Here is a 21,862-nt window from a genome sequence, read left to right on the forward strand (position 1 = left end):
AAATTATAATGAGATATTCAATCCCAACATGATCTGTTTAGATATTGGCCAAGTACCCACATCAACCCCTCGGTCAATTTCTTGTGGAACGCCATTTTCTCTCTTAGCACTAATTTCAGGATCTAGCCCTGAATAGTTGGTAAACGTGAATAAATTTGAGCCAATTACATACAATTTCATATGTTTAAGGTGCAGCTTTTCTATTATTTCATCAGGAAGGGTATACCCCACCTGTAGGTTTTGAATACGTAAAAAAGAGCCATCCTCTATATAAAGCGTTGAAGCATTTTGCTCAAATGCAGTTGAAGTAGATGCTTTAGGTAAAGTAGCATCATTATTATCCTCTAGGTAAGGACTTCCCCATGAGTTATATAATCTTTCCGGACTATTTGGACCTTCAAAAAGTCCGTATTTAGTAAATCTACTTGTGTAATTCGCCAAATCATTCCCCACACTTGCATAAAGTGTTGCCGAAACATCAATATTTCCAAATCCCATACCTAAACGGAAACCTGCCGTAAAATCCGGATGGGGGTTACCGATATAGGTACGATCTTCTGGAGTAATCTCTCCATCGCCATCCACATCTCTAATTTTCAAATTACCCGGTTCATTATAAGTACCATTAGTAGCATGTGCATCCGCTTCACTTTGCGTTTGAAAAATACCATCAACTACGTAACCATAATACTCAGGAAAAGATCTTCCCACTTCCGTTCTAGTATAGATTTGCTGACGTGTTGGAAATCCCTGTATAAACTCATTCCCATTATCAGAAAGTTTAGTGACCTCATTTTTATAAGCCGTAAACGTGGTCGACATATTAAGGGTAAACCAATCATCCAATGCTGAAGTACGGTACGAAAGCGATATGTCTACCCCCTTATTTGACATCCCCCCTATATTTACCGAAGGTTCAATAACATCACCCACAACTTGCGGAATTGCCACGGTAAACAACATATCCTCAGTATCCTTTTTCCAAAAATCCACAGACAAATCCAATTTTCTAAATAAAGTGGCATCAAAAGCAATATTAGTAGACGTGGTAGTTTCCCATTTAGCATTTGGATTACCAATTGCCAAAGACTGATATCCTTGAGTAATCGTATTATCCGATCCACCAATAGCATAATAAGATGATCCAGGGTCCGACTCATATGTAGTGAAACTATTGTAATTCCCGATTTGATCATTACCCGATTGCCCCCAACTTGCTCTAAATTTTAAATAACTGAGCCAGTCTTCAGTACCACTCAAAAAATTCTCTTTTGACGCCACCCAACCTAAAGATGCAGCTGGAAAGATTCCATATCTATTTTCAGCACCAAAACGAGATGAACCATCACGCCGTACAGTCAAGTCTAAAATATACTTTTTTGCATAGTCGTAATTAATTCTAGAGAAATAGGAAAATAATGTAGACGCAAATCCGCTACCATTGTTCAACTGGTTACTAGCACCTGCATCCAACACTAAGAAATTAATATCATTAGAAAGGTACTCCTGTCTAGATGCAGAAATAGTTCTATATGCTATTCTTGAAGATTCCATACCAAAAAGAAAATCTACGCTATGGTCTTCTCCAAATGTGTTTTTATAGTTAAATGTATTTGTCCAGTTCCAACGTGTTTCATTGGCACTACTTTCAGTAAGAGTGGTAGATTTAGCACCGGTATTTTGTTCCCAAGCAGCAAAAGAAGGTGAGAAATTATTAAACAAATCCACATCATAACCCAACAAAGTCTTGATCGTTACATTTTTAATAGGTTCAATCGCCGCATAAACATTTCCGGTAATGTTGTATTTTTTATTACTATTATCTTTAAGCCTATCTAAAAAACCTACAGGATTAGGACCATCATTAATATTAGCTCCACCAACAACACCACCAGCCCAGTTTCCAGCAATATCCCTAACAGGAACCAATGGACTAGCTAAATAGATTTGATTAAATAAGTTATTATGTGAATTGTTACCGCCCCAGCCTTTGGTTTCTCCATAAGTAACCCCTAAACGCTGACCAATATTCAACCATTCAAAAGGATTTGAATCAACGTTAGACCGGAAAGAAATTCTATTAAATGACGTATTCTTAAGTATACCATTCTCTTCAAGAAAACCTGCCTGAAAGGAATAGGAGGTTTTTTCAGAGCCCCCCATCAATGACAAATCGTAATTCTGAATCAAACCGTGTTGATATATTTCATCTAACCAATCCGTTCCCTGCGGATTTGATTTGGTAATGGGATAATTTACTTGGTCATACAAAGCAGGATTAACATTGGCCGCACCTGAAACCCCTCCGTTTGGATACAAGTACTCATTAAGAACCGGTGTTGCCCCACTTCCGAAATGGGCATTAGTTTGTGGCAGACCATCGTTCTCTAACTCCAACCACAACATCTCTCCTATCAATTGAGGATCCATCATGATATCATACTTGGCATCCGAAAAACTCATGCCCGTTTTCACACTGATATCCAGCTTCACTGCTTGATTCTTCTTACCGGTTTTCGTGGTAACCAAAATAACACCATTGGCACCTCTTGCACCATAAATAGCCGTAGAGGATGCATCTTTTAAGATTTGAATGGATTCAATTTGTCCTGGAGGAGGCGATTGCGCACCTTGAACACCATCAACAACCCATAGTGGACCGTTATTATTTATGGTTCCCATACCCCGTATTCGTACCTCGGCATCACCTCCTGGTGTAGAGGCACTAATTGTCGTCACCCCCGAAGCACTACCCTGAAGGGCCTTACTTACATTTGAAACGGGTTGTTGTTCAAGATAATTTTTATCAACCGTAGCTACTGCACTGGTAAGGGCATCCTTACTTCTTGTACCATAACCGATAACCACAACTTCATCTAATTGTTGTTGATCGGTAAGTAAAGTGATATTCAATGTGGTCTGATTACCCACTTTAATGTTTTGGGTACCATAACCAAGATAGGAAATAACAAGTACATCCTCTGGGGATGCTTCAATACTAAAATTTCCGTCAAAATCGGTGGTTACACCGTTAGAGGTCCCTTTGATCAAAATGTTGACCCCCGGAATAGGCCCTTGCTCATCGGAAACGGTTCCCGTCACCATGGTTTGCGCCTGAATATGGCTTGAAAACAAGAAAAAAATGGCAAGAAAAACTCCCATTTTCAAAAATTTTAAAAGCTTCATTTTTGTTTGGTTTAAGTTAATTGAGTGTTAGTTTTCACTCAAAGTCAATTGAGTTATCGTAGCTAATACTATGTCTATAATGACAGAGTATTATTTTAGGTCTAATTAAATCCAGTGTTCCTTCGCGCCTTCCTTTAAGTTCAAGTTCATTAGCAAAATCGCCTTTCCGTATGGACATCCCATTTCCAGAACTTCAGATGACAATTCCAAAAACAAATAATTCAAATATGAAACTAGTTTCATATTTGAATCAAAAATATATAAATATTTGATATATCGATATATTTCGTAACTATTTTTTTAAGATATCTTTTACTTCCCTTGCTCAAAAAACCGATTTCGGAGTTTTTAAAAAACTTGACCATTCGGTACACAAGGGGTCTAAACCACAGAAGTAGGCCTTTTTTTAACATTAAGGCATGACAAAAGAGGACACACTTGTACAACAAGTTTAGTGTGACCATTTTACAAATCGAAAGACAGTTTTATAGAGACTGGGTCAAATAACCAAGTTTTGTAGAAATTTTCATCGCATATTTAAATACGATCTTTCCCTTATTATCGAACTCCGAAACCGGAAGACGACCATATGGCGCCGTAATCCATAGCGCCGCTACCGGATAACCATATTCATTGAATATGGGGGCCCCCACACAATTAATCCCTTCTATATCCTCACTATTATCTACGGCATATCCCTTTTCCTTAACTTCCTTCAACACATTTTTAAACTGTTTTTTTGAAGTAATTGTATTTTCCGTAAACTTGGTCAAGGGCTTCCCTTTCAAGGCCATCTCAACTTCTTCCGGAGGGATATGGGCCAATATACATTTACCCCCCACAGAAGTATGTAAATGGAATTGGGTACCGGGCTCAACAAAGAGTTTAACAGGGTAAGAAGAGGGAACCTGTTCCAAAATGGTTCCCGTAGAGTCAAGAAGCACCCCTAGCATAACCGACTCCTTAAGCTCATCGCGCAACGCACGCATAACATCAATAGAATGCTCTACAATACTCTGTTCGTTCATAGAAGAAATACCTAGGGTCAGCATTTTTCTAGAAAGGGTTATTTTTTTGGTAGTTTCGTTCTTCTGAAGATAATTCTTGAAAATAAGGGTACTGACGATCCGAAAAGCACTGGATTTAGTAATGGAGAGAGTCTCGGTTATTTCAGCCAAGGTCATACCTTTGGTTCGTGTAGCCAACAACTCTATAATAGAAAGCCCCCTCTCTAAGTTTGGAACATTGTAAGTGGACTTTAATTCTGCCTTCGGTTTCTTCATTCTTAAACACTAAGTCCGCAATTTAACAATCTTGAGCCTATTTTTCTCAAAAAATTGCACACGGTCTAAGCAAACAAGCTAACCCTTGCTGTGACAAAGATATTCTTCATACTCGGTCAAACCTTTCAATTTTGTTTGTTCCCGACCATCCGTTATCTACAAAAAGGCAACAAGCTTGACCATTGACCTAACTAAAGAGATCAACTGATCCAAGACACTTTTCTCTTTGTCAACCGAATTATGTTCACGTCAATATATTGCGGTAATTCCAATACTCGATTTCGTTTCATTTTAAACAAAAAAGGAGATGAAATCCACCTCCTTTCCCTAGCTCGCCTATTTACCTACAATTAAACTACAAAGTCTCTTTATTTAATCCTTAGTAAGGTTACTACCCCACCAATTATCCTTAGGGTCAAAATCAGCGGATAAAAAGTCGCGTCTTTGTTTTTCAAGGGCGGGCATTTTTACTTCTTCAATTTTTTTGAGATAGGCCGCTTCTTTTTTAGGATCGTAGTCAGGATCCTTCTCGGGGTATCGGGCGCCTACATCATCTAAGTAAGCAAACAATTGCTCGCTCAACTGCTTTGTTAACTCTGGATTCTCCGAAGCCACATTCGATAATTCTTGAAGGTCGTTCTTGAGATTGTATAGTTCTTCCCGACCATCTTCATAATAATGGATCAATTTCCAATCGCCCTTTCGTATAACCGAGGAGGGCTCCCCTCCTTGGTTTCCGTAATGCGGATAGTGCCAAAACAATGCTCTTTCCTCCAAATGGCCTCCCTTTAAAATAGGTAAGAGACTTTTTCCGTCCAAATGTTGTTCCGGTTTCAGGTCGGCCCCCACCACATCGAGAATGGTCGGATATAAATCGGCACCGGTTACGGGCTCTGAAGTATATGCCCCTCCCTTTACCAACCAAGGTGCTTTTATAAAATAAGGCTCACGTATACCTCCCTCAAACTGATAGCCCTTTCCACCTCTCAATGGTAGGTTGGAAGTTGAAAACGAATCTCCCGCAGACACCCCTCCGTTATCGGAAGTAAACACGACCAAGGTGTTTTTGTCCAAACCAAGTGAATCTAAGGTATTCAACACCCTGCCTACGGCATCATCCATTGTCTCTACCAAACCGGCATAGACAGGATTGTCTTGCACCTGACGTATCGGAAGGAATTTCGCCATTTTATAGCCCGAGTCCGCCACCCCGTTCCTTACCGCTTTTTTTCTATATTTCGCCCACTTCTCCTTTGTTGTCTGTATCGGTCCGTGAACGGCGTAAAAGGAAAGATAGGCAAAGACGGGTTTTCCGGTTTTGTTCGGATCGTTCTCCTTTAAAAAGGTGACGGTCTCCTCGGCCAAACGCATGCTCAGGTTTTCGCCATCTTTTCGGTTTTCGAGATTTGGATTATTGTATGGTGAGAAATATCCCCCATTCGGACTCCCGGCATCCCATCCTCCTATGTTGATATCAAAACCGTGATCTTCAGGCCAGGAGCCTTTTTCTCCCAAATGCCATTTTCCCGCAAAAAACGTCTTGTATCCAGCCGCTTTCATGGCCTCTGGCAAAGTGATGGCCTCGGCCGGCAACTTATGCTCATAATCTGCCGGCAGCAATTTATTAAAGCGTCCGGTCTTGCGCCATTCCGTTCCTGCCTTCGCCCCTATCCAATCGGTTATTCCGTGTCGGGCCGTAAAGGTTCCCAGCATAATACTCGCCCTGGAAGGACTGCACACCCTACTTGCCGCATATCCGTTGGTAAAGGACATACCCTCTTTGGCGATTCTATCAATATTTGGCGTTTCGTAAAATTTACTCCCCGTAATACTCAGGTCATGATAACCGTAATCATCGGCCAAAATAAAGAGTACATTGGGTTTAGCGACCTGCGTTCCTTGCTGTTTTTCAACTTTTTTTTCTTCGTTCTTACAACCGCTAAAAACCAATATACTTAAGGTTATAACGGAATAGAGCATGTGCTTCATACCTTTTGGAATTTTCAATTTGATGTATCCGAAAGGTAGTAAATAATAAGATAGACCGATTCCATCGGCGCGAAAGTCAATAAATGGAAATGGATTCGTTAAAAAACTAACAGAATCTTGAAAAAAACCGAAGACTGTCCTTGACGTGCTCACTCCAGTAAGTCCACTCGTGCGCCCCTTTGAACTCTTCGTATAGATGTGGAATACGGTTTTCCTCTAGGTTTTTGTGAAGCGTCCTATTATAAGGGATAAGATCATCTTCGGTGCCACAATCGAACCGTAGGTTGGGCAACTGGGCCTTGTTTTTTTCTATGAGCCCCCAGACTGTATTTTCGGAATGGTCTTCCTGCACATAGCTATCGAGGGGTTCTTCTACAAAGAGTTCCATTTGCGCAATATCGGTAATGGACGAATGTGCCGAAATAGCCTTGAACCTGTCGTGATATTTCACTCCCAACCGCAAAGCCCCGAAGCCGCCCATGGAGAGTCCCGAAATAAACAATTCCGATTTTTTACTTACCGATGGAATATTCTCGATAACGGCATTGGGCACATCGTCAACGATCCAACTTTCAAAATCTTTTTGATGATGCGGAAGATACCCCGAACCATCTCCCCAAAGTCCGTCTGAAGGCATGGCGATTACCATGGGGGGAATCTCGCCCTTTTCCATCATTTGAAGTGCGGAAATGTGCACCCCGGCTTTTTGAGACCAGACCCAAGCACTGCCATAGACCCCATGTAACAAAATAACCAGCGGCAAATCTTCCAAGTCGGCCATTGGAGGTACAAATACACAAATATCCCCTCTCCCCCTTAGTTTTTCCGTTTTTACGGTAATAAAACGAAGATTGGCACTTTCGTAGGCGGCATCTGAAATTTCGGTGGTTCTAAACATGTTTTATTCTAATCAAAAACTACAACTCCTTTTGCATTTTTACCGGCCAACATATCGTCTAATGCCTGTTGCAAATCGTCTAGTTTGTATTCTTTGGTAATCATTTCATCCAATTTAAGGTCGCCCTTTTTGTACAATTGCATGAGTTTTGGAAAATCAATTTGAGGTCTACACTTTCCATAAAGGGGATTAATGTAGATTTTATCCCACTCAAAAAGGCGCATATCTATAGTGATATCTTCTTCAATACCACTTACCTGAACGGCCGTTCCGGCATTACGCACCATAGCCAAGGGCGCCGCTCCCAAAGCAGGAATAGCGGTGCATTCAAAGGCATAATCAGCTCCTCTACCGCCAAGCACTTCCTTTACCTGTTCGGCAACATTTGCTAAACCTACATCCGTTTTATCGGCCAAAATAACATCTGTAGCCCCAAATTGTTTCGCCAATTCAAGTTTATTGGGATTGATATCCACGGCAATTATCCTACCCGCACCCGAGATCTCACAAGCATTGATTACGTTGAGTCCGACTCCACCACAACCCAATATTACAGCTGAGCTACCCGCTGCCAATTTTGCCGAGTTGACCACAGAACCATAACCTGTCATTACACCACAACTGATAATACTCGCTGCAGAAAAATTCAGGTTTTCCTCCTCGATTTTTACCACGGCAGATTCTTTGACCAGAGCGTACTCGCTTAAGGTGCCTAGGTTGAAGGATCGCTCTATAGGCTTTCCTTCCCATTGGCTTCCTTCCAAATGCGCATGTCCCGGAGTATGACCGTTTCCTCCGGCCACTACAGGTGAATTGTTCTCGCATATATGCTGATTGCCTTCCTGACACTGAAAACAGTGCATACAGGGCGTTGCCCAATTCAAGAGTACTTGGTCTCCTTTTTTTAGATCTTTGATATCGGAACCGACCTTTTCTACAACTCCGGCCCCTTCATGTCCCATAACAATAGGTTTTCCCCAGCTAAGGGAATCATAATCCGTATGACAAAGACCCGCTGCCTTTATTTTTACGAGTAGCTCGTCTGCCTTTGGCTCTGCAACGGTTACATGGGTAATGGTAAAACTACCATCTCCTTTAGCTACTGCACTCTTTGATTGAATAGACATTTCTTATTCTTTTTACGTAGTTCTAAGCTACTTTTATATTTTGTTATTGAGCCACGAGGTTGGCCGGTTTGAACTCGGCCGTCGGGTCGCCCAATTTAGATTTATCAATTTTCTCTCCTCCTTTAATGAACTTTGTTCCGTAGACATAGGCTTTGGCATTGTTTACCGCATCAACGGACAAAAGGGTGTCTCCCTTAAAATACCAGACCGAAAAACAATTGGGCTTATCGGCCTCCTCGCGCACAACTACTTCATCATAACCATCGGACAGACCTACCATTTGTAACTTCACATCGTATTGATCAGACCAAAACCAAGGTAGGGTATCGTAACAACATTTTTTACCCGCAATGGCAGCCGCCGCAATTTTCGCTTGATCAACGGCATTTTGTACCGATTCCAGCCTAATATAGCGGTCGTAATGTGGATTATAATGAAATGTACAATCACCTATAGCATAGATAGACGCATCGCTCGTCTGTGCCATTTCATTGACCCGAATACCATTTTCAATAGTCAAACCTGCCTTTTCGGCCAATTCTTTATTTACGTGTATACCTACCCCCACTATAACCATATCCGCTGGGTAACTACTTCCATCGGAGCAAACCACGGTATTCCCGTTCGATGTCGGTTCTATGGAAGTTACGTTCTTTTCGGTAAGGACCGAAACGTGGTTATCACGATGTAATTTTTGAAAAAAAGCGGACATTTCTGGAGCCGTAACCCTAGCCAGTATGCGTGATTCGCGCTCCAAAACGGTAACGGATGCACCGAGTTTTTTTAGTGACGCAGCCGTTTCAAGTCCAATATACCCTCCACCGATAACAACAACTTGAAGCGATTCGTTTTCGGCCACCGTCTTTTTGATATTGGCCACGTCCGCGGCGGATCGAAGCGGAAAAAGATTCTTTGCCGTATCCAAACCTGGTATAGGTGGCATAATCGGCCGTGCCCCCGTAGCTAAAACAAGTTTGTCATAGGCTACCGTTGTACCGTCGGCCAGAATAATTGTTTTACTTTCTCGATCTATGGCATCGACCCAAACCCCTAACTTAAGCTCAATACGCTCCTTTACATAGCTTTCCTTTGACTTTAGAAGGTTTTTCTCGATACCGTCATCGCTAGTCAAATAGGCTTTAGACAATGGTGGACGATGGTAAGGCAAAACGGAATCGGCATCTATCAAGCATATCGATCCGTTCCAACCTTCCCGCCGTAAGGCAAAGGCAAAATTCACTCCGGCATGACTAGCACCGATCACTACACAGCTCGGTTCATTATTCGGTATATCTGACATTACCTCTTTATTTGGCAACTTTTAAAACCACACCATCTATGGCGTCACTGATCTCAATTTGACAACACAACCTGCTGTACTCGTCAGCATTGTCGTCTAGCTCAAGCATATCGGTCTCTATCTCACTGGCACTCCCTGTTTTCACCATGTCTTCTGGCGTCACGTGTACATGACAGGTAGCACACGAACAGACCCCGCCACAATCGCCATCTATTCCGGGTACGCCGTTCTCAACGGCCAAGGCCATTACCGAACCCGAAGTTCCTTCTAAAGTTATCGTTTCGTCGTCACTGGTGATAAAAGTGATTTTTGCCATAAATTTATTTTGTTAAAGGGTTGAATTTTATTTGAATGTTATGAAAACCTACTTTACGCTGAAAGTGGTCTAAATCCTCTATATTTTCCTTGTAGTCCAATATTTCGAACGAAGCTACTTTTTGTGCCAAGGTCTGAAGCAAGATTTTCAATATCTGCCTGGCGTGGGTCGCCCCTAAACAATTATGGTGGCTAAAACCGAAGCCTACATGTGGATTGACCTTCCGATCCAGAACGATTTCGTTCGGATTCTCAAAAACTGCGGCATCCCTGTTGGCCGAAGCCCAGCACAGTGAAATTCTACTATCGGCCTTTACCGCATGCTCACATACATGGGTATCTTCGGTTACCACGCGTCCCATTTGCGTAAGGGGCGAAAAATAACGGATCATTTCCTCCACCGCCCTACCGGTAATCTCAGGTTCTTTACGCAATCGCTCCAACGCTTCGGGATGTTCGGCCAAGTAAGCAATAGAATTGGTGACCGCATTGATAACGGTATCCCGTCCTCCTGCAAAAGTCAACACCATTACCCCCTTTACTTCTTCCTTGGTCAATTTCCGACCTTCGAACTCAGAATTTAAAAGTACGGAATACATATCATCTCCAGGATTTTCACTGGCCCGATCGATCTGTTCATCTATATAATGGTAAAGAATATTGGCTTTATCGCCGTCTAGCGCCTCTCCTTCACTTCGAAACACATGGGTTCCCCAAGAAATCCAGGTTTCCGATTCGGAAAACGGTGTATTTAAGAGTAAGGTCAAGGCCCTTGACTGCAAGCGAAGGGCAAAATCGGTTACGACCTCTACACTCCCTTTTAATAAAGTCTCTTCTACGATTTCTGAAATCTGGGCCGTTAACTTCTCTTGGTATTCCGCTTGTAAGGGTCTTTTGAACCAAGGCTCTACAATAGCCCTGTATACTCCATGAACCGGAGGATCTACTTCAAAAGGTATTTGGCGGGTGTCGCGTATGTCCACTTCTGAAGGAATTACGATTCGCCCCGGAACCGCACCAGATTGAAAGGTTTTATAATTATGCGCACTTTTACGAACGTCTTTATGTCGTAAAAGCATGGTCACGGGATCATCTTGATCGTTCATTTCCCCGTAACCTTTTGATTCCCTTGCTTTTTCAAACGGGTCTGGAAGCTCACTTTTTTTCATTCCAACAGTATTAGTTTTATAATGGACTTTCTGGATTGGTACAAAAATCAATATTCAAAACTCATAATCAGTTGCCTTTTTTAGCAAATAAGTACCTTATTTTGCTATTTATATTCAATTTTTACATATTTTAGGATAAAATAAATCACTTCATACGGCATCTTGCCCTTGTAAAAGTTCTTCGGATGCAACCCATATTAGAGCCCATACATTTAGATGAACAACGGACCATAACGAGTTTTTATCATTCTAAAAAGAATTTTGAGACTCCTTGGCATTTTCATCCACAACATGAGTTGACCTATATAGAGGAAAGTGTAGGGACAAAATTCGTGGGTGATTACGTAGGCCCCTATGAACCCGGTGAATTGGTGCTACTTCGTTCAAACCTTCCCCATTGCTGGAAAAACAATACCGAACAAACAGGGCTATCAAAATCGATAGTGGTCCAATGGAACCTTGGCGTTTTCCCTAAAGTCCCTGAATTGGAATCGCTCTTTCAATTATTGAGAACCGCCTCCAAGGGAATTTTATTCGATAAAGAGGCAACCGCCCCGCTTATATCCCAATTAAAAAAATGCCCCAAATTAGGAGGGCACGACCTATATATTCAATTGCTTACATTATTGGTAAAATTGGCCGATTGCGATTACACTACCTTATCGAGCGCAAGCTTTATAGACGACCTACCTTCGGAATACGGTAACCGAATGGCAGATATCCACGATTTTGTAGGGATGCACTATAACCGAAAAATCTATTTAAAAGAATTGGCCGACCTGGTCAATATGTCGGAACAATCGTTTTCTAGGTTTTTCACCAAAATGATGGGACGGCCTTTCTTTACCTTTTTAAACGAATACCGCATCAATATTTCCGCACGGATGCTTCTTGATACCCATGACTCGGTTTCCCATATTGCTTTTGCCTGTGGTTATGAATCATTACCTTTCTTTCACAGGCAGTTTAAGAAGTTTATGGGCTGCTCTCCCCTTGCCTATCAACGAAAGTATGCGAAAGTCTAGTAAAAACACGTGTTTTTTCGATCTGACAAAAAGACTACAAATCAACTAAATAACCATTTGTTATACTTATTTGACCAATTCGCACTATCATTTTTCCCATTATGTTGCAACTTAGCCACTCATTTATCGCATCAATTATTTATCGCGTAAACCAACCTTTTAAAGTATTCTAATGTATAGAATTTTTACACTTTTAATGACGGGCATCCTACTCACCTCATGTGGGTCGAAAGCCGAAAAGAAAAAAGAAGGGGACATTCCCCAAGAAACTGCGGTCAAATTTGAACCGAATTGGGAATCTATCAAAAAACATTATAAAGACCCCGAATGGTTCAACGACAGCAAATTTGGTATTTTCATTCACTGGGGGGCCTATTCGGTACCTGCCTATGGATCGGAATGGTACCCACGCCAGATGTATATGGATACCGCCACCTTTAGCGCCCAATTGAAATTGGGGCAAAAAGGGCCTAATGCAACATATTTACACCATAAAAAAACATACGGGGACCAAAAGGAATTTGGTTACAAAGATTTTATACCCATGTTCAAGGCCGAAAAGTTCGATGCCAAGGAATGGATCGATATTTTCAAGAAATCCGGAGCCAAATATGTGATTCCCGTGGCCGATCATCATGATGGTTTTGCCATGTACAAATCGAATACGACCCGATGGAATGCCGTTGATATGGGGCCTAAACGTGATGTTTTGGGCGAGCTTTTTAAGGAAGGCCGTGCCCAGGGTATGATTATGGGGGCTTCATCCCACTATGCCTTCAACTGGTCATTCTATAATAAAAAAGACAAGTTTGACACTACCGACCCGGAATACGCCGACCTCTATTCCCCTAAAGGAAAAGACCTGACCGAGCCCGTATCGGAAGAATTCAAGAAAATGTGGTGGGACAGAACGGTCGACCTTATCGACAACTATCAACCGGACATCCTTTGGTTCGATTTCTACCTTGATATACCCGACTATAAGGAATACCGTCCTAAAATTGCGGCATACTATTATAACAAAGGACTGGAATGGGGCAAAGAAGTGGTAATAAACGATAAGAACTTTGATCATGAAGCCTTTCCTGAAGGTACCGTAATCTACGATTTGGAACGTGGAAAGCTTCCCGGTATTCGAAAGCTCCCTTGGCAGACCGACACTTCTATCGGAAAGAATTCTTGGTGTTACGTAACCAACTGGGAATCACGCACGGCCAATAGCCTCGTCGACGACCTAGTCGATATCGTATCCAAGAACGGAAACCTTTTACTTAATGTAGGTCCGAAAGCAGATGGTACCATCCCGGAAGACCAAAAAGAAATATTGTTCCAAATCGGAGATTGGTTAAACGTAAACGGTGAAGCGATTTACGATACGGAATACTGGAGCACTTTCGGTGAAGGCCCCACAGAAGTCAAAAAAGGCCATCACAGCGAAGGACAAAACAAAGGATTCACAGGTCAGGATATTCGCTTTACAAAGAAGGGCGACAAACTGTATGCGATCATGATGGAATGGCCGGAAGGCAATAAGGTCAACATAGAATCATTGGGAAAATCCAGTGAACACGGTAAGGATTTGAATATCAAAAACGTAAGACTCTTAGGTAGCGACAGCAAAATAGAATTTGAAGTAAATGACGCTGGCCTCAGCATTTCGGACCTAGGGCCGAAGACGGGAGAATTTGCACACGTACTGGAAATATCGTTATAGCACTGTAATAAAGAAGTTAGTTGAGTTAGTTTTTTTAATTTTAGGAGCGCACCAGTCACGGTGCGCTCTTTTTCAGTAATACACCATAGTGAATAGGGTATTTCCCTTATTTCGGGATACTACTAAAAGGAAAGAGATTGTTTTAATATAAATGTGACCAAAAACAGATTAAACACATGAAGTACATTGTATGTGAAAAACCGGGCGAGTTCATTCTTAAAGAAAAAGAAGAACCGACAAGAAAATCCGGCGAAGCCATATTGAAAGTGAAAAAGGTAGGTATTTGTGGTACAGACCTACATGCTTATGCGGGCAACCAGGCATTTTTTACCTACCCGAGAATTCTAGGTCACGAATTGGCTACGCAAGTAGTTGAAATAGATGAGAATCCTCAAGGTATCAAAGCGGGCGACAATGTGGTCGTCATGCCCTATGTAAGTTGCGGCACCTGTATCGCCTGCAGAAACGGAAAGACCAACTGTTGCACGAATATCCAAGTTTTGGGAGTTCACACCGATGGAGGGATGCAAGAGAAAATTACCGTACCTACCAATCTACTTATCCCCGCACAACAGTTGACCGACGACCAAATGGCCGTTGTCGAACCTTTGGCGATCGGGGCACACGCCATTCGACGTGCCGGTATAAAACCTGGCGAAACCATAGTTGTAGTGGGTTGTGGACCTATCGGAATCGGCATCATGAAGCTCGCGCAAATTGCAGGGGCCAAAGTAATAGCCATAGATATGAACCAACAACGCTTAGATTACGCTAAAAACGATATCGGTGTCGATTATGTAGTTTTAGGAGGAAAAGATGCCGTAGACCAAGTTTCGGAAATCACCAAGGGCGATCTAGCCACAGCTGTTTTTGATGCCACGGGCCATAAAGGAGCCCTTGAAGCCGGCCCCGATTACATGTCACACGGAGGAAGGTACATATTGGTGGGACTCTCTAAAGGTGAATTGGTATTCACCCACCCTAAGATACACGCAAAGGAAACGACCATTATGTGCAGTAGAAATGCCACTTTGGAAGACTTCGAACATGTCATCTCCGTTTTGGAAAAAGGTGAGTTTCCCATCGATTCCTTTATTACGCACAATGTTCCTTACACCGAAATGATCGCCAATTTCGATGGCTGGCTAGACCCGGCGAACGGAGTGATCAAGGCTACCGTTGATTTCGAATAAACGAATCGCATTTAAGCACGGACAAAAGCAAAGAACAATGTCAAAGCAATTTTTGCAAATACACCCAGAAGATAACGTTCTGGCTGCACTTACGGACCTTCCCAAAGGTTCTGATATAGAACATAACAACGACCGTTTTCAATTGACCGACAAGGTCAAGGCCAAACATAAATTCACCATTTGCAGCCTCAAGCCCGGCGATAGCATTTTCATGTACGGTTCCTTGGTCGGCAAAGCCACCAAACCTATTGCAAAAGGCGAAACCATAACCACCGAAAATGTGGTCCATGCCTCTTCGGAATACGAAGTAGGCCAAGAGAAACTGAGCTGGAAGGCCCCGGATGTCAGCAAATGGAAAGATGCTACCTTCAACGGATATCACAGAGCCGACGGTAGTGTGGGTACGGCCAATCATTGGCTGGTCATCCCCTTGGTTTTTTGTGAAAACCGAAATGTCGATGTCATGAAATCCGCCCTTTTGAAATCACTCGGCTACCATACGGCTACCGATTTTGTGGTCGATACCGAAATTCTTGTCGACCAATATAAAAACGGGGCTTCCGAAAATGAACTCTTGGCTTCGGATATCATCAAGACTCCGGAGGAAATTAAGCAAAACCGAACCTTCCCGAATGTTGACGGCATCAAGTTTTTAAACCATGACGGTGGATGCGGCGGCATACGCCAAGATTCCGAAACACTTTGCAACCTTTTGGCCGGTTACATCACCCACCCTAACACGGCGGGCGCGACCATTTTAAGCCTTGGTTGCCAGAATGCCCAATTCAAGTTGCTTGAAGAGGCCATCGCCAAACGCGATCCCAATTTCAAAAAACCGCTGTATGTGCTAGAACAGCAAAAAAGTGCAGGCGAGCGACAGTTTATAGAAGAGGCCGTAAAAAAGACCTTTTTAGGCCTGATCGAAGCCAATAAAACCGAAAGAAAACCAGCTCCCGTAAGCCAACTGGTCTTAGGCCTGGAATGTGGCGGATCCGATGGTTTTTCAGGTATCTCGGCAAACCCCTCTTTGGGCTACGCCTCCGACCTATTGGTCGGCTTAGGCGCGACTACGGTACTTTCAGAATTTCCTGAACTGAACGGGGTCGAACAAGAATTGATCAACCGCTGCCAAACCGAGGAAAATGCCGAAAAGTTCGCAAAATTAATGCGGGCCTATTCAGAAAAGGCCGTATCGGTTGGTTCTGGATTCGAAAACAATCCCTCGCCAGGAAATATTAAGGACGGCCTCATTACCGATGCCATGAAATCTGCCGGTGCCGCAAAAAAAGGAGGCACCAGCCCCGTAACCGATGTACTTGACTATACCGAGCCCGTAAAGAAAAAAGGACTCAACCTGTTATGTACACCGGGGAACGATGTGGAAAGCACCACGGGCCTTGCGGGATCGGGCTGTAATGTTATTTGCTTTACTACAGGCCTAGGCACCCCAACAGGAAACCCGATCGCCCCCGTCATCAAATTGTCGAGCAACAACGCCCTAAGCGAACGAATGAAAGACATTATCGATTTTAATACCGGAACGGTCATTACGGGCGAGGATACCATAGAAACCAAAGGCGAAGAACTGCTCGACTATATCATCAAGGTAGCGAGTGGGGAAATTGTTCCCGCCGCCGTACGATTGGGCCAAGAGGACTTTATTCCTTGGAAAAGAGGTATCTCACTGTGATCATCGCAACTAAAACCAATTTAACAAAAAGCTAATTAATGCACATTTTAAACCATACGACCACACCTAACAGAATTCAACGTCCTATCAAGGTCATGCAATTTGGGGGTGGCAATTTTTTGCGGGCCTTCGTTGATTGGATGGTACACGTACTCAACCAAGAAACCGATTTCAACGGTGACATAGCCATCATAAAACCTACCGCTGGAGGCGATTATTCAGAATTAAAGGATCAGGATGGCCTTTTTACGGTCGTTCTAGACGGCATAAAGAACGGAAAACTGGTGGCCGAAAAAACCCTGGTTACCGAGGTTCAAAGTGTAATCCATTCCTATAACGAATGGGCCGGCTATTTAAAACTAGCGGAAAACGAAGATTTGCGCTTTGTGGTTTCAAACACCACGGAAGCCGGAATCAAGTTCAATGCCGACGATAAGTTCGATGTCAACCCACCGAGGGAATTTCCCGCCAAGTTGACCGTTTGGCTTTACCATCGGTTTAAACATTTTAAGGGCGAGATCGATAAAGGCTGTATTCTACTACCTTGCGAATTGATCGAAGACAACGGAACCGCACTAAAAAAGACCGTTCTACAATATGCCGACCATTGGAACCTAGATGATGATTTCAAAAATTGGGTCCTTACGGCCAACCATTTCTGCAGTACTTTGGTAGACCGCATCGTTTCGGGCTACCCTACCGACCGCGCCGATGAAATTGAAAAAGAACTAGGCTATAACGATGAACTTTTGGTAGCCGGGGAATATTACCACAGTTGGGTCATTCAGGCCGATGAAGCCGTACAAAAAGAACTTCCCTTTGCCGAAACCGACCTCAATGTAGAATTTGTAGAAGACCTCGCCCCCTATCGCGAGATGAAAGTACGCATCTTGAACGGTGCCCATACCTCGATGGTGCCAGTGGGCTATTTGGCCGGCATCCGTTTTGTAAAAGAGGCCATGGAAGACAAAGATGTAAGCCATTTTGTGGAAAGCCTTCTTTTAGAGGAAGCTGCCCAAACACTTAACTTTCCCAATGCGGTAAAAAACAAGTTTGTTGCCGACGTACTCGATCGTTTTAGAAACCCACTGTTGAAACACCAGCTCATCAGTATTTCCTTAAACAGTACGTCAAAGTTCGTTGCCCGCCTCTTACCCACCTTAAAGGACTATTACAATACCCAAGGCCAATTGCCAAAGCGTATCGTATTCGGACTTTCGGCTTTGCTCCGTTTTTACAAGGGGGAATTCAAGGGAGAAACTATCAAGCTTAACGACGATAAGGCGGTTCTTGCTTTCTTCGATTCGGAATGGAAAAAAGTGGATGACGGCACTTCCAACCTAATTGATTTTGTTGAGACCGTACTTAAAAACGAAACCATTTGGGGGGAAGACCTGACCCAAATAAAAGGTTTGGCAAACCGTATTGCCGGGAACATACAAAATATAGAAGCCGAGGGAATTGTTTCTTGCTTGAGAAAGCTATAACCTAAACCTTGTTTAAAAAAGTGAAAAATGACAATAGATAGTCACCAACATTTTTGGAATTACGAAGCGGTCAAACACTCCTGGATCGATGACGAAATGTCGTCCATTCGCAAAGATTTTCTTCCTGAAGACCTAAAAAAGGTATATCAGGAAAATGGAATTGATGGTTGTGTTGCCGTACAGGCCGACCAAACCCTTGAAGAAACCGATTTTTTACTGGAACTGGCCAAACAGAACGATTTTATCAAAGGGGTTGTCGGATGGGCAGACCTTCGGTCAGGGCATATCGATTCCGTCTTGGAAAAGTACAGTAGCGAGCAATTCTTGAAAGGATGGAGGCATGTGGTACAAGGTGAAGCCGATCATAATTTTTTACTCCGACCTAATTTCCTAAGGGGAATTTCATTGTTGGAAAAATACGGTTACACTTACGATATTCTGGTCTTCCCCCATCAATTAGGGGCTGTATTGGAGTTCGTCAGAAAGTTTCCGAACCAGAGATTTGTTATTGACCATATCGCGAAGCCTTACATCAAAGACGGATTTTATGATGGTTGGGCCTCATTGATGAAGGAAATAGGAAAACAAGAAAACGTATGCTGTAAGCTATCGGGCATGATTACGGAAGCCGATTATAACTCATGGACTCCCGAGCAACTGCACCCCTATATGCATTTGGTACTTGAAGCCTTCGGTAGCGAACGTGTTATGTTCGGGTCTGACTGGCCCGTATGCCTGGTCGCCGGTAATTACGGCCAAGTAAAGGGTGTCGTAACCGATTTTATTTCAACCCTTGGCGAAGAAGACCAACAAATGATCATGGGTGCCAACGCAGAGGCATTCTATAACTTATAAACCCCATTGTCCAAACAATACAAACGGGACACCTACTATTAAAGACCCGAAAAAATGTATTCACGGCAGTAATAAAAATAAAGAACAAATGGATTTAAATTTAAAAGGAAAGGTAGTGGTAATCAGTGGAGCTGCCGGAAAGGAAGGCAGTATAGGTGAGACCATATTACAACGTTTGGCCGAAGAAGGCGCCATCCCTGCGGTAATCGACCGTAATGCCAGAGGCTTTGGTTATATAGAAAAAATTCAGGCCAAAGGTATCGATGCCATTTTCTGCCAGACCGATGTTACCGATCCACAACAAATTGAAAATGCCGTAAATACTATCGCCAAAAAATATGGCCGTATCGATGCGGTCATCAATAATGTGGGAGTAAACGACGGTGTTGGCCTTGATGCCAGCTATGAAGAGTTTATGGATTCGCTTAAACTCAATATGGTAAGTTATTTTCTTATTGTCAAACATGCCTTGCCCCTATTGATAAAGTCGAAAGGGAACATTCTGAACATAGGTTCCAAGGTGGCCCTTACCGGTCAAGGAAGAACCTCTGGTTACGCAGCTTCCAAAGGCGGGGTACTCGGACTCACCCGTGAATGGGCCGTTGACCTGGTCAAACACGGAATTCGCTCAAATGCCATCATTATTGCCGAAAGCTGGACCCCTTCATACGATACTTGGATAAAAACCTTACCCAATGGTGAAGAAAAATTGCAGTCTATCGTCAAGAAAATCCCATTGGAAAACCGAATGACGAGTACCGATGAAATAGCCGATACTTGCTTGTTTACCATTTCCAGCAGGTCATCACATACCACAGGCCAATTTATTTTTGTCGATGGCGGCTATGTGCATTTAGACCGTTCCTTACTTACCGAAGATTAAACAACCCAACTTAAAAATAGAACCATGACAAAAAACACCAAGATACCTGTAGTTCCCAAGAACTTGCTAGTACCCTTTATTGCGGCAACCTCAATTTTTGCGCTTTGGGGTTTTGCCAATGATTTGACGAATCCAATGGTAGCCGCCTTTAAAAAGGTAATGATCTTATCTAACGAAGAGGCCTACAATGTACAATTTGCATTTTATTTTGGCTACGGTGTTATGGCTATTCCCGCCGCATTGTTCATTCGAAGGTTCAGTTATAAATCAGGCCTCCTCCTCGGTTTGGCCCTTTATGCCCTAGGTGCCATTCTATTCTATCCGGCAGCGGAAAACGGATCATATACTTACTTTCTGATCTCTCTATTCGTAATTACTTGTGGATTAGGATTTTTGGAAACCACATCCAACCCCTTGATACTCTCCATGGGCGATAAGGAAACGGCCACCCAAAGATTAAATTTGGCCCAATCGTTCAACCCTATCGGTTCGTTGACAGGAATGCTCATTGCCAAATTCGTGGTGCTCGACCGCATTCTCTCAGCCGATTATGCCGATAGTTCGGAAATCGTTGCCTTAGGGGCGGAAAAAGCCGCGGAAATCAAAGCTTTTGACCTAAATATCATTAGTGGGCCCTATATAGCCGTAGGGGTCTTTGTGGCCTTGGTCTTTTTTGTTATTTGGAAAACCAAAATTCCTGCCATGGTCATGGGCGACCATCTATCCGTTAAAGAATCGGTAAACCGTATTTTTAAAAGTAAGACCTTTTTATTGGGGGTAATAGCGCAAATGTTCTATGTAGGCGCCCAAATTATGTGTTGGACGGCTATTTTCCAATTGGTAGAATACCTGAACGAATCTCAAAATTTAGGTGTAGATGCCACTTGGTGGAATATTACCGCCATGGTTTCCTTTGTAACCACGCGTTTTATCGGAACGGCCTTGATGAAAAAAATAAACCCTGCCAAGATGTTGGCCTATTTTGGGGTTGCGGCTGCCTTGATGTGCGGAGGAATTATTATGACCACAGGCATCCTAAGCTTGGTCTTTTTGGTTTTGGTATCGGTATTCATGTCGATTATGTTCCCTACCATTTACGGTCTCGCACTTAAAGATATGGGAGAAGAAGCCAAATTGGCCTCATCAGGACTTATTATGGCGATTGTAGGAGGGGCTTTTTTACCAAAGCTTCAAGCCAGTATAATGGATTTTGGGGATACCGTAAACGGCCAAGAAGTTTTTGGCGATAAAATAGCCGGAAACATCACCGAAATTCATTTCTCCTTCCTATTGCCAATGATATGCCTACTTTTTGTTGCCTTCTACGGAATGTATGCCTTTAAAGTAACCCAATCAAAAATTGCCTAAAATGAAAACAAAACGTTATTGCTACTCTTGCGATCTTAAAGACGACCCTCAACTCATTGCCGAATACAAAGAATACCATGCCGAGGGCAATGCCCGACCGGCCATAACAAAAAGCATTAAAGATGCCGGTATTGTCGATATGCAGATTTTCTTGACCGGTAACCGTATGTTCATGATCATGGAGGTCGACGAAACCTTCGATGCCCAAAGGAAAGCCGAAATGGACGCCAACAACCCAGACGTACAAGAATGGGAACAATTGATGTGGAAGTACCAACAAAGCCTACCATGGGCCAAAAATGGAGAAAAGTGGATCGAACTAGAGCGTATCTTCAAACTCTAAGTCGAAACCTTATAAAAATAAGCTGAGCGTAGTAGAA

18 protein-coding genes are annotated in these 21,862 nt (G+C 42.9%); 9 read left to right on the forward strand and 9 right to left on the reverse strand.

The features are described 5' to 3' along the window. Nucleotides 1-3: 3 nt before the first annotated feature. The 9 genes from ZOBGAL_RS21945 to ZOBGAL_RS21980 all read right to left on the reverse strand — a co-directional run bounded on the left by ZOBGAL_RS21945 (nucleotide 4) and on the right by ZOBGAL_RS21980 (nucleotide 11,267). The gene (locus ZOBGAL_RS21945) at nucleotides 4-3,186 is read right to left on the reverse strand and encodes a SusC/RagA family TonB-linked outer membrane protein (protein ID WP_013995991.1); all 3,183 of its coding nucleotides are present in this window, start codon (nucleotides 3,184-3,186) and stop codon (nucleotides 4-6) included. Between the two features lie 105 nt (nucleotides 3,187-3,291). After that, the gene (locus tag ZOBGAL_RS23655; RefSeq protein WP_158499762.1) at nucleotides 3,292-3,429 is read right to left on the reverse strand and encodes a hypothetical protein; all 138 of its coding nucleotides are present in this window, start codon (nucleotides 3,427-3,429) and stop codon (nucleotides 3,292-3,294) included. Nucleotides 3,430-3,671: 242 nt separating this feature from the next. Beyond that, nucleotides 3,672-4,469, reverse strand: a complete 798-nt coding sequence (locus tag ZOBGAL_RS21950) for an IclR family transcriptional regulator (RefSeq protein ID WP_013995993.1) — start codon at nucleotides 4,467-4,469, stop codon at nucleotides 3,672-3,674. A 372-nt stretch (nucleotides 4,470-4,841) separates the two neighbouring features. After that, nucleotides 4,842-6,458: a sulfatase gene (locus ZOBGAL_RS21955; RefSeq protein ID WP_013995994.1), complete on the reverse strand. Its 1,617-nt coding sequence runs from the start codon at nucleotides 6,456-6,458 to the stop codon at nucleotides 4,842-4,844. 106 nt (nucleotides 6,459-6,564) lie between these two features. Beyond that, a complete protein-coding gene (locus ZOBGAL_RS21960; protein ID WP_013995995.1) occupies nucleotides 6,565-7,356 on the reverse strand; it encodes an alpha/beta hydrolase in 792 nt (263 codons plus the stop codon). 8 nt (nucleotides 7,357-7,364) lie between these two features. Further along, a complete protein-coding gene (locus ZOBGAL_RS21965; protein WP_013995996.1) occupies nucleotides 7,365-8,483 on the reverse strand; it encodes a Zn-dependent alcohol dehydrogenase in 1,119 nt (372 codons plus the stop codon). A 43-nt stretch (nucleotides 8,484-8,526) separates the two neighbouring features. Beyond that, nucleotides 8,527-9,783, reverse strand: coding sequence for an NAD(P)/FAD-dependent oxidoreductase (locus ZOBGAL_RS21970; RefSeq protein ID WP_013995997.1), 1,257 nt, complete (start codon nucleotides 9,781-9,783; stop codon nucleotides 8,527-8,529). A 7-nt stretch (nucleotides 9,784-9,790) separates the two neighbouring features. Then, entirely contained in the window at nucleotides 9,791-10,099 is a 309-nt protein-coding gene (locus ZOBGAL_RS21975) for a 2Fe-2S iron-sulfur cluster-binding protein (protein WP_013995998.1), read from the reverse strand. A 4-nt stretch (nucleotides 10,100-10,103) separates the two neighbouring features. Continuing rightward, nucleotides 10,104-11,267: a cytochrome P450 gene (locus ZOBGAL_RS21980; RefSeq protein WP_013995999.1), complete on the reverse strand. Its 1,164-nt coding sequence runs from the start codon at nucleotides 11,265-11,267 to the stop codon at nucleotides 10,104-10,106. A gap of 185 nt (nucleotides 11,268-11,452) precedes the next feature. Between ZOBGAL_RS21980 and ZOBGAL_RS21985 the strand changes: the two genes are divergently transcribed. The 9 genes from ZOBGAL_RS21985 to ZOBGAL_RS22025 all read left to right on the forward strand — a co-directional run bounded on the left by ZOBGAL_RS21985 (nucleotide 11,453) and on the right by ZOBGAL_RS22025 (nucleotide 21,825). Next, on the forward strand, nucleotides 11,453-12,292 hold the full coding sequence (locus ZOBGAL_RS21985; protein ID WP_013996000.1) for an AraC family transcriptional regulator: 840 nt from the start codon (nucleotides 11,453-11,455) through the stop codon (nucleotides 12,290-12,292). Nucleotides 12,293-12,464: 172 nt separating this feature from the next. Further along, complete coding sequence (locus ZOBGAL_RS21990; protein WP_013996001.1) at nucleotides 12,465-14,006, forward strand: alpha-L-fucosidase; 1,542 nt, start codon at nucleotides 12,465-12,467, stop codon at nucleotides 14,004-14,006. Between the two features lie 176 nt (nucleotides 14,007-14,182). Next, nucleotides 14,183-15,199 carry a zinc-binding alcohol dehydrogenase family protein gene (locus tag ZOBGAL_RS21995; RefSeq protein ID WP_013996002.1) on the forward strand — a complete coding sequence of 339 codons (1,017 nt, stop codon included), beginning with the start codon at nucleotides 14,183-14,185 and terminating at the stop codon, nucleotides 15,197-15,199. 37 nt (nucleotides 15,200-15,236) lie between these two features. Beyond that, nucleotides 15,237-16,889, forward strand: a complete 1,653-nt coding sequence (locus ZOBGAL_RS22000; RefSeq protein WP_013996003.1) for a UxaA family hydrolase — start codon at nucleotides 15,237-15,239, stop codon at nucleotides 16,887-16,889. Between the two features lie 38 nt (nucleotides 16,890-16,927). Next, nucleotides 16,928-18,376, forward strand: coding sequence for a tagaturonate reductase (locus ZOBGAL_RS22005; protein ID WP_013996004.1), 1,449 nt, complete (start codon nucleotides 16,928-16,930; stop codon nucleotides 18,374-18,376). A 27-nt stretch (nucleotides 18,377-18,403) separates the two neighbouring features. Next, nucleotides 18,404-19,231 carry an amidohydrolase family protein gene (locus ZOBGAL_RS22010; protein WP_013996005.1) on the forward strand — a complete coding sequence of 276 codons (828 nt, stop codon included), beginning with the start codon at nucleotides 18,404-18,406 and terminating at the stop codon, nucleotides 19,229-19,231. Between the two features lie 88 nt (nucleotides 19,232-19,319). Next, nucleotides 19,320-20,114 (forward strand): SDR family oxidoreductase, encoded by a 795-nt coding sequence (locus tag ZOBGAL_RS22015; protein WP_013996006.1) that lies wholly within the window; start codon nucleotides 19,320-19,322, stop codon nucleotides 20,112-20,114. Between the two features lie 24 nt (nucleotides 20,115-20,138). Next, entirely contained in the window at nucleotides 20,139-21,482 is a 1,344-nt protein-coding gene (fucP, locus tag ZOBGAL_RS22020) for an L-fucose:H+ symporter permease (protein ID WP_013996007.1), read from the forward strand. A 1-nt stretch (nucleotide 21,483) separates the two neighbouring features. Next, nucleotides 21,484-21,825 (forward strand): L-rhamnose mutarotase, encoded by a 342-nt coding sequence (locus tag ZOBGAL_RS22025; protein WP_013996008.1) that lies wholly within the window; start codon nucleotides 21,484-21,486, stop codon nucleotides 21,823-21,825. Nucleotides 21,826-21,862 lie beyond the last annotated feature (37 nt).

The sequence above is a fragment of the Zobellia galactanivorans genome (assembly GCF_000973105.1).
Lineage (GTDB): Bacteria > Bacteroidota > Bacteroidia > Flavobacteriales > Flavobacteriaceae > Zobellia > Zobellia galactanivorans.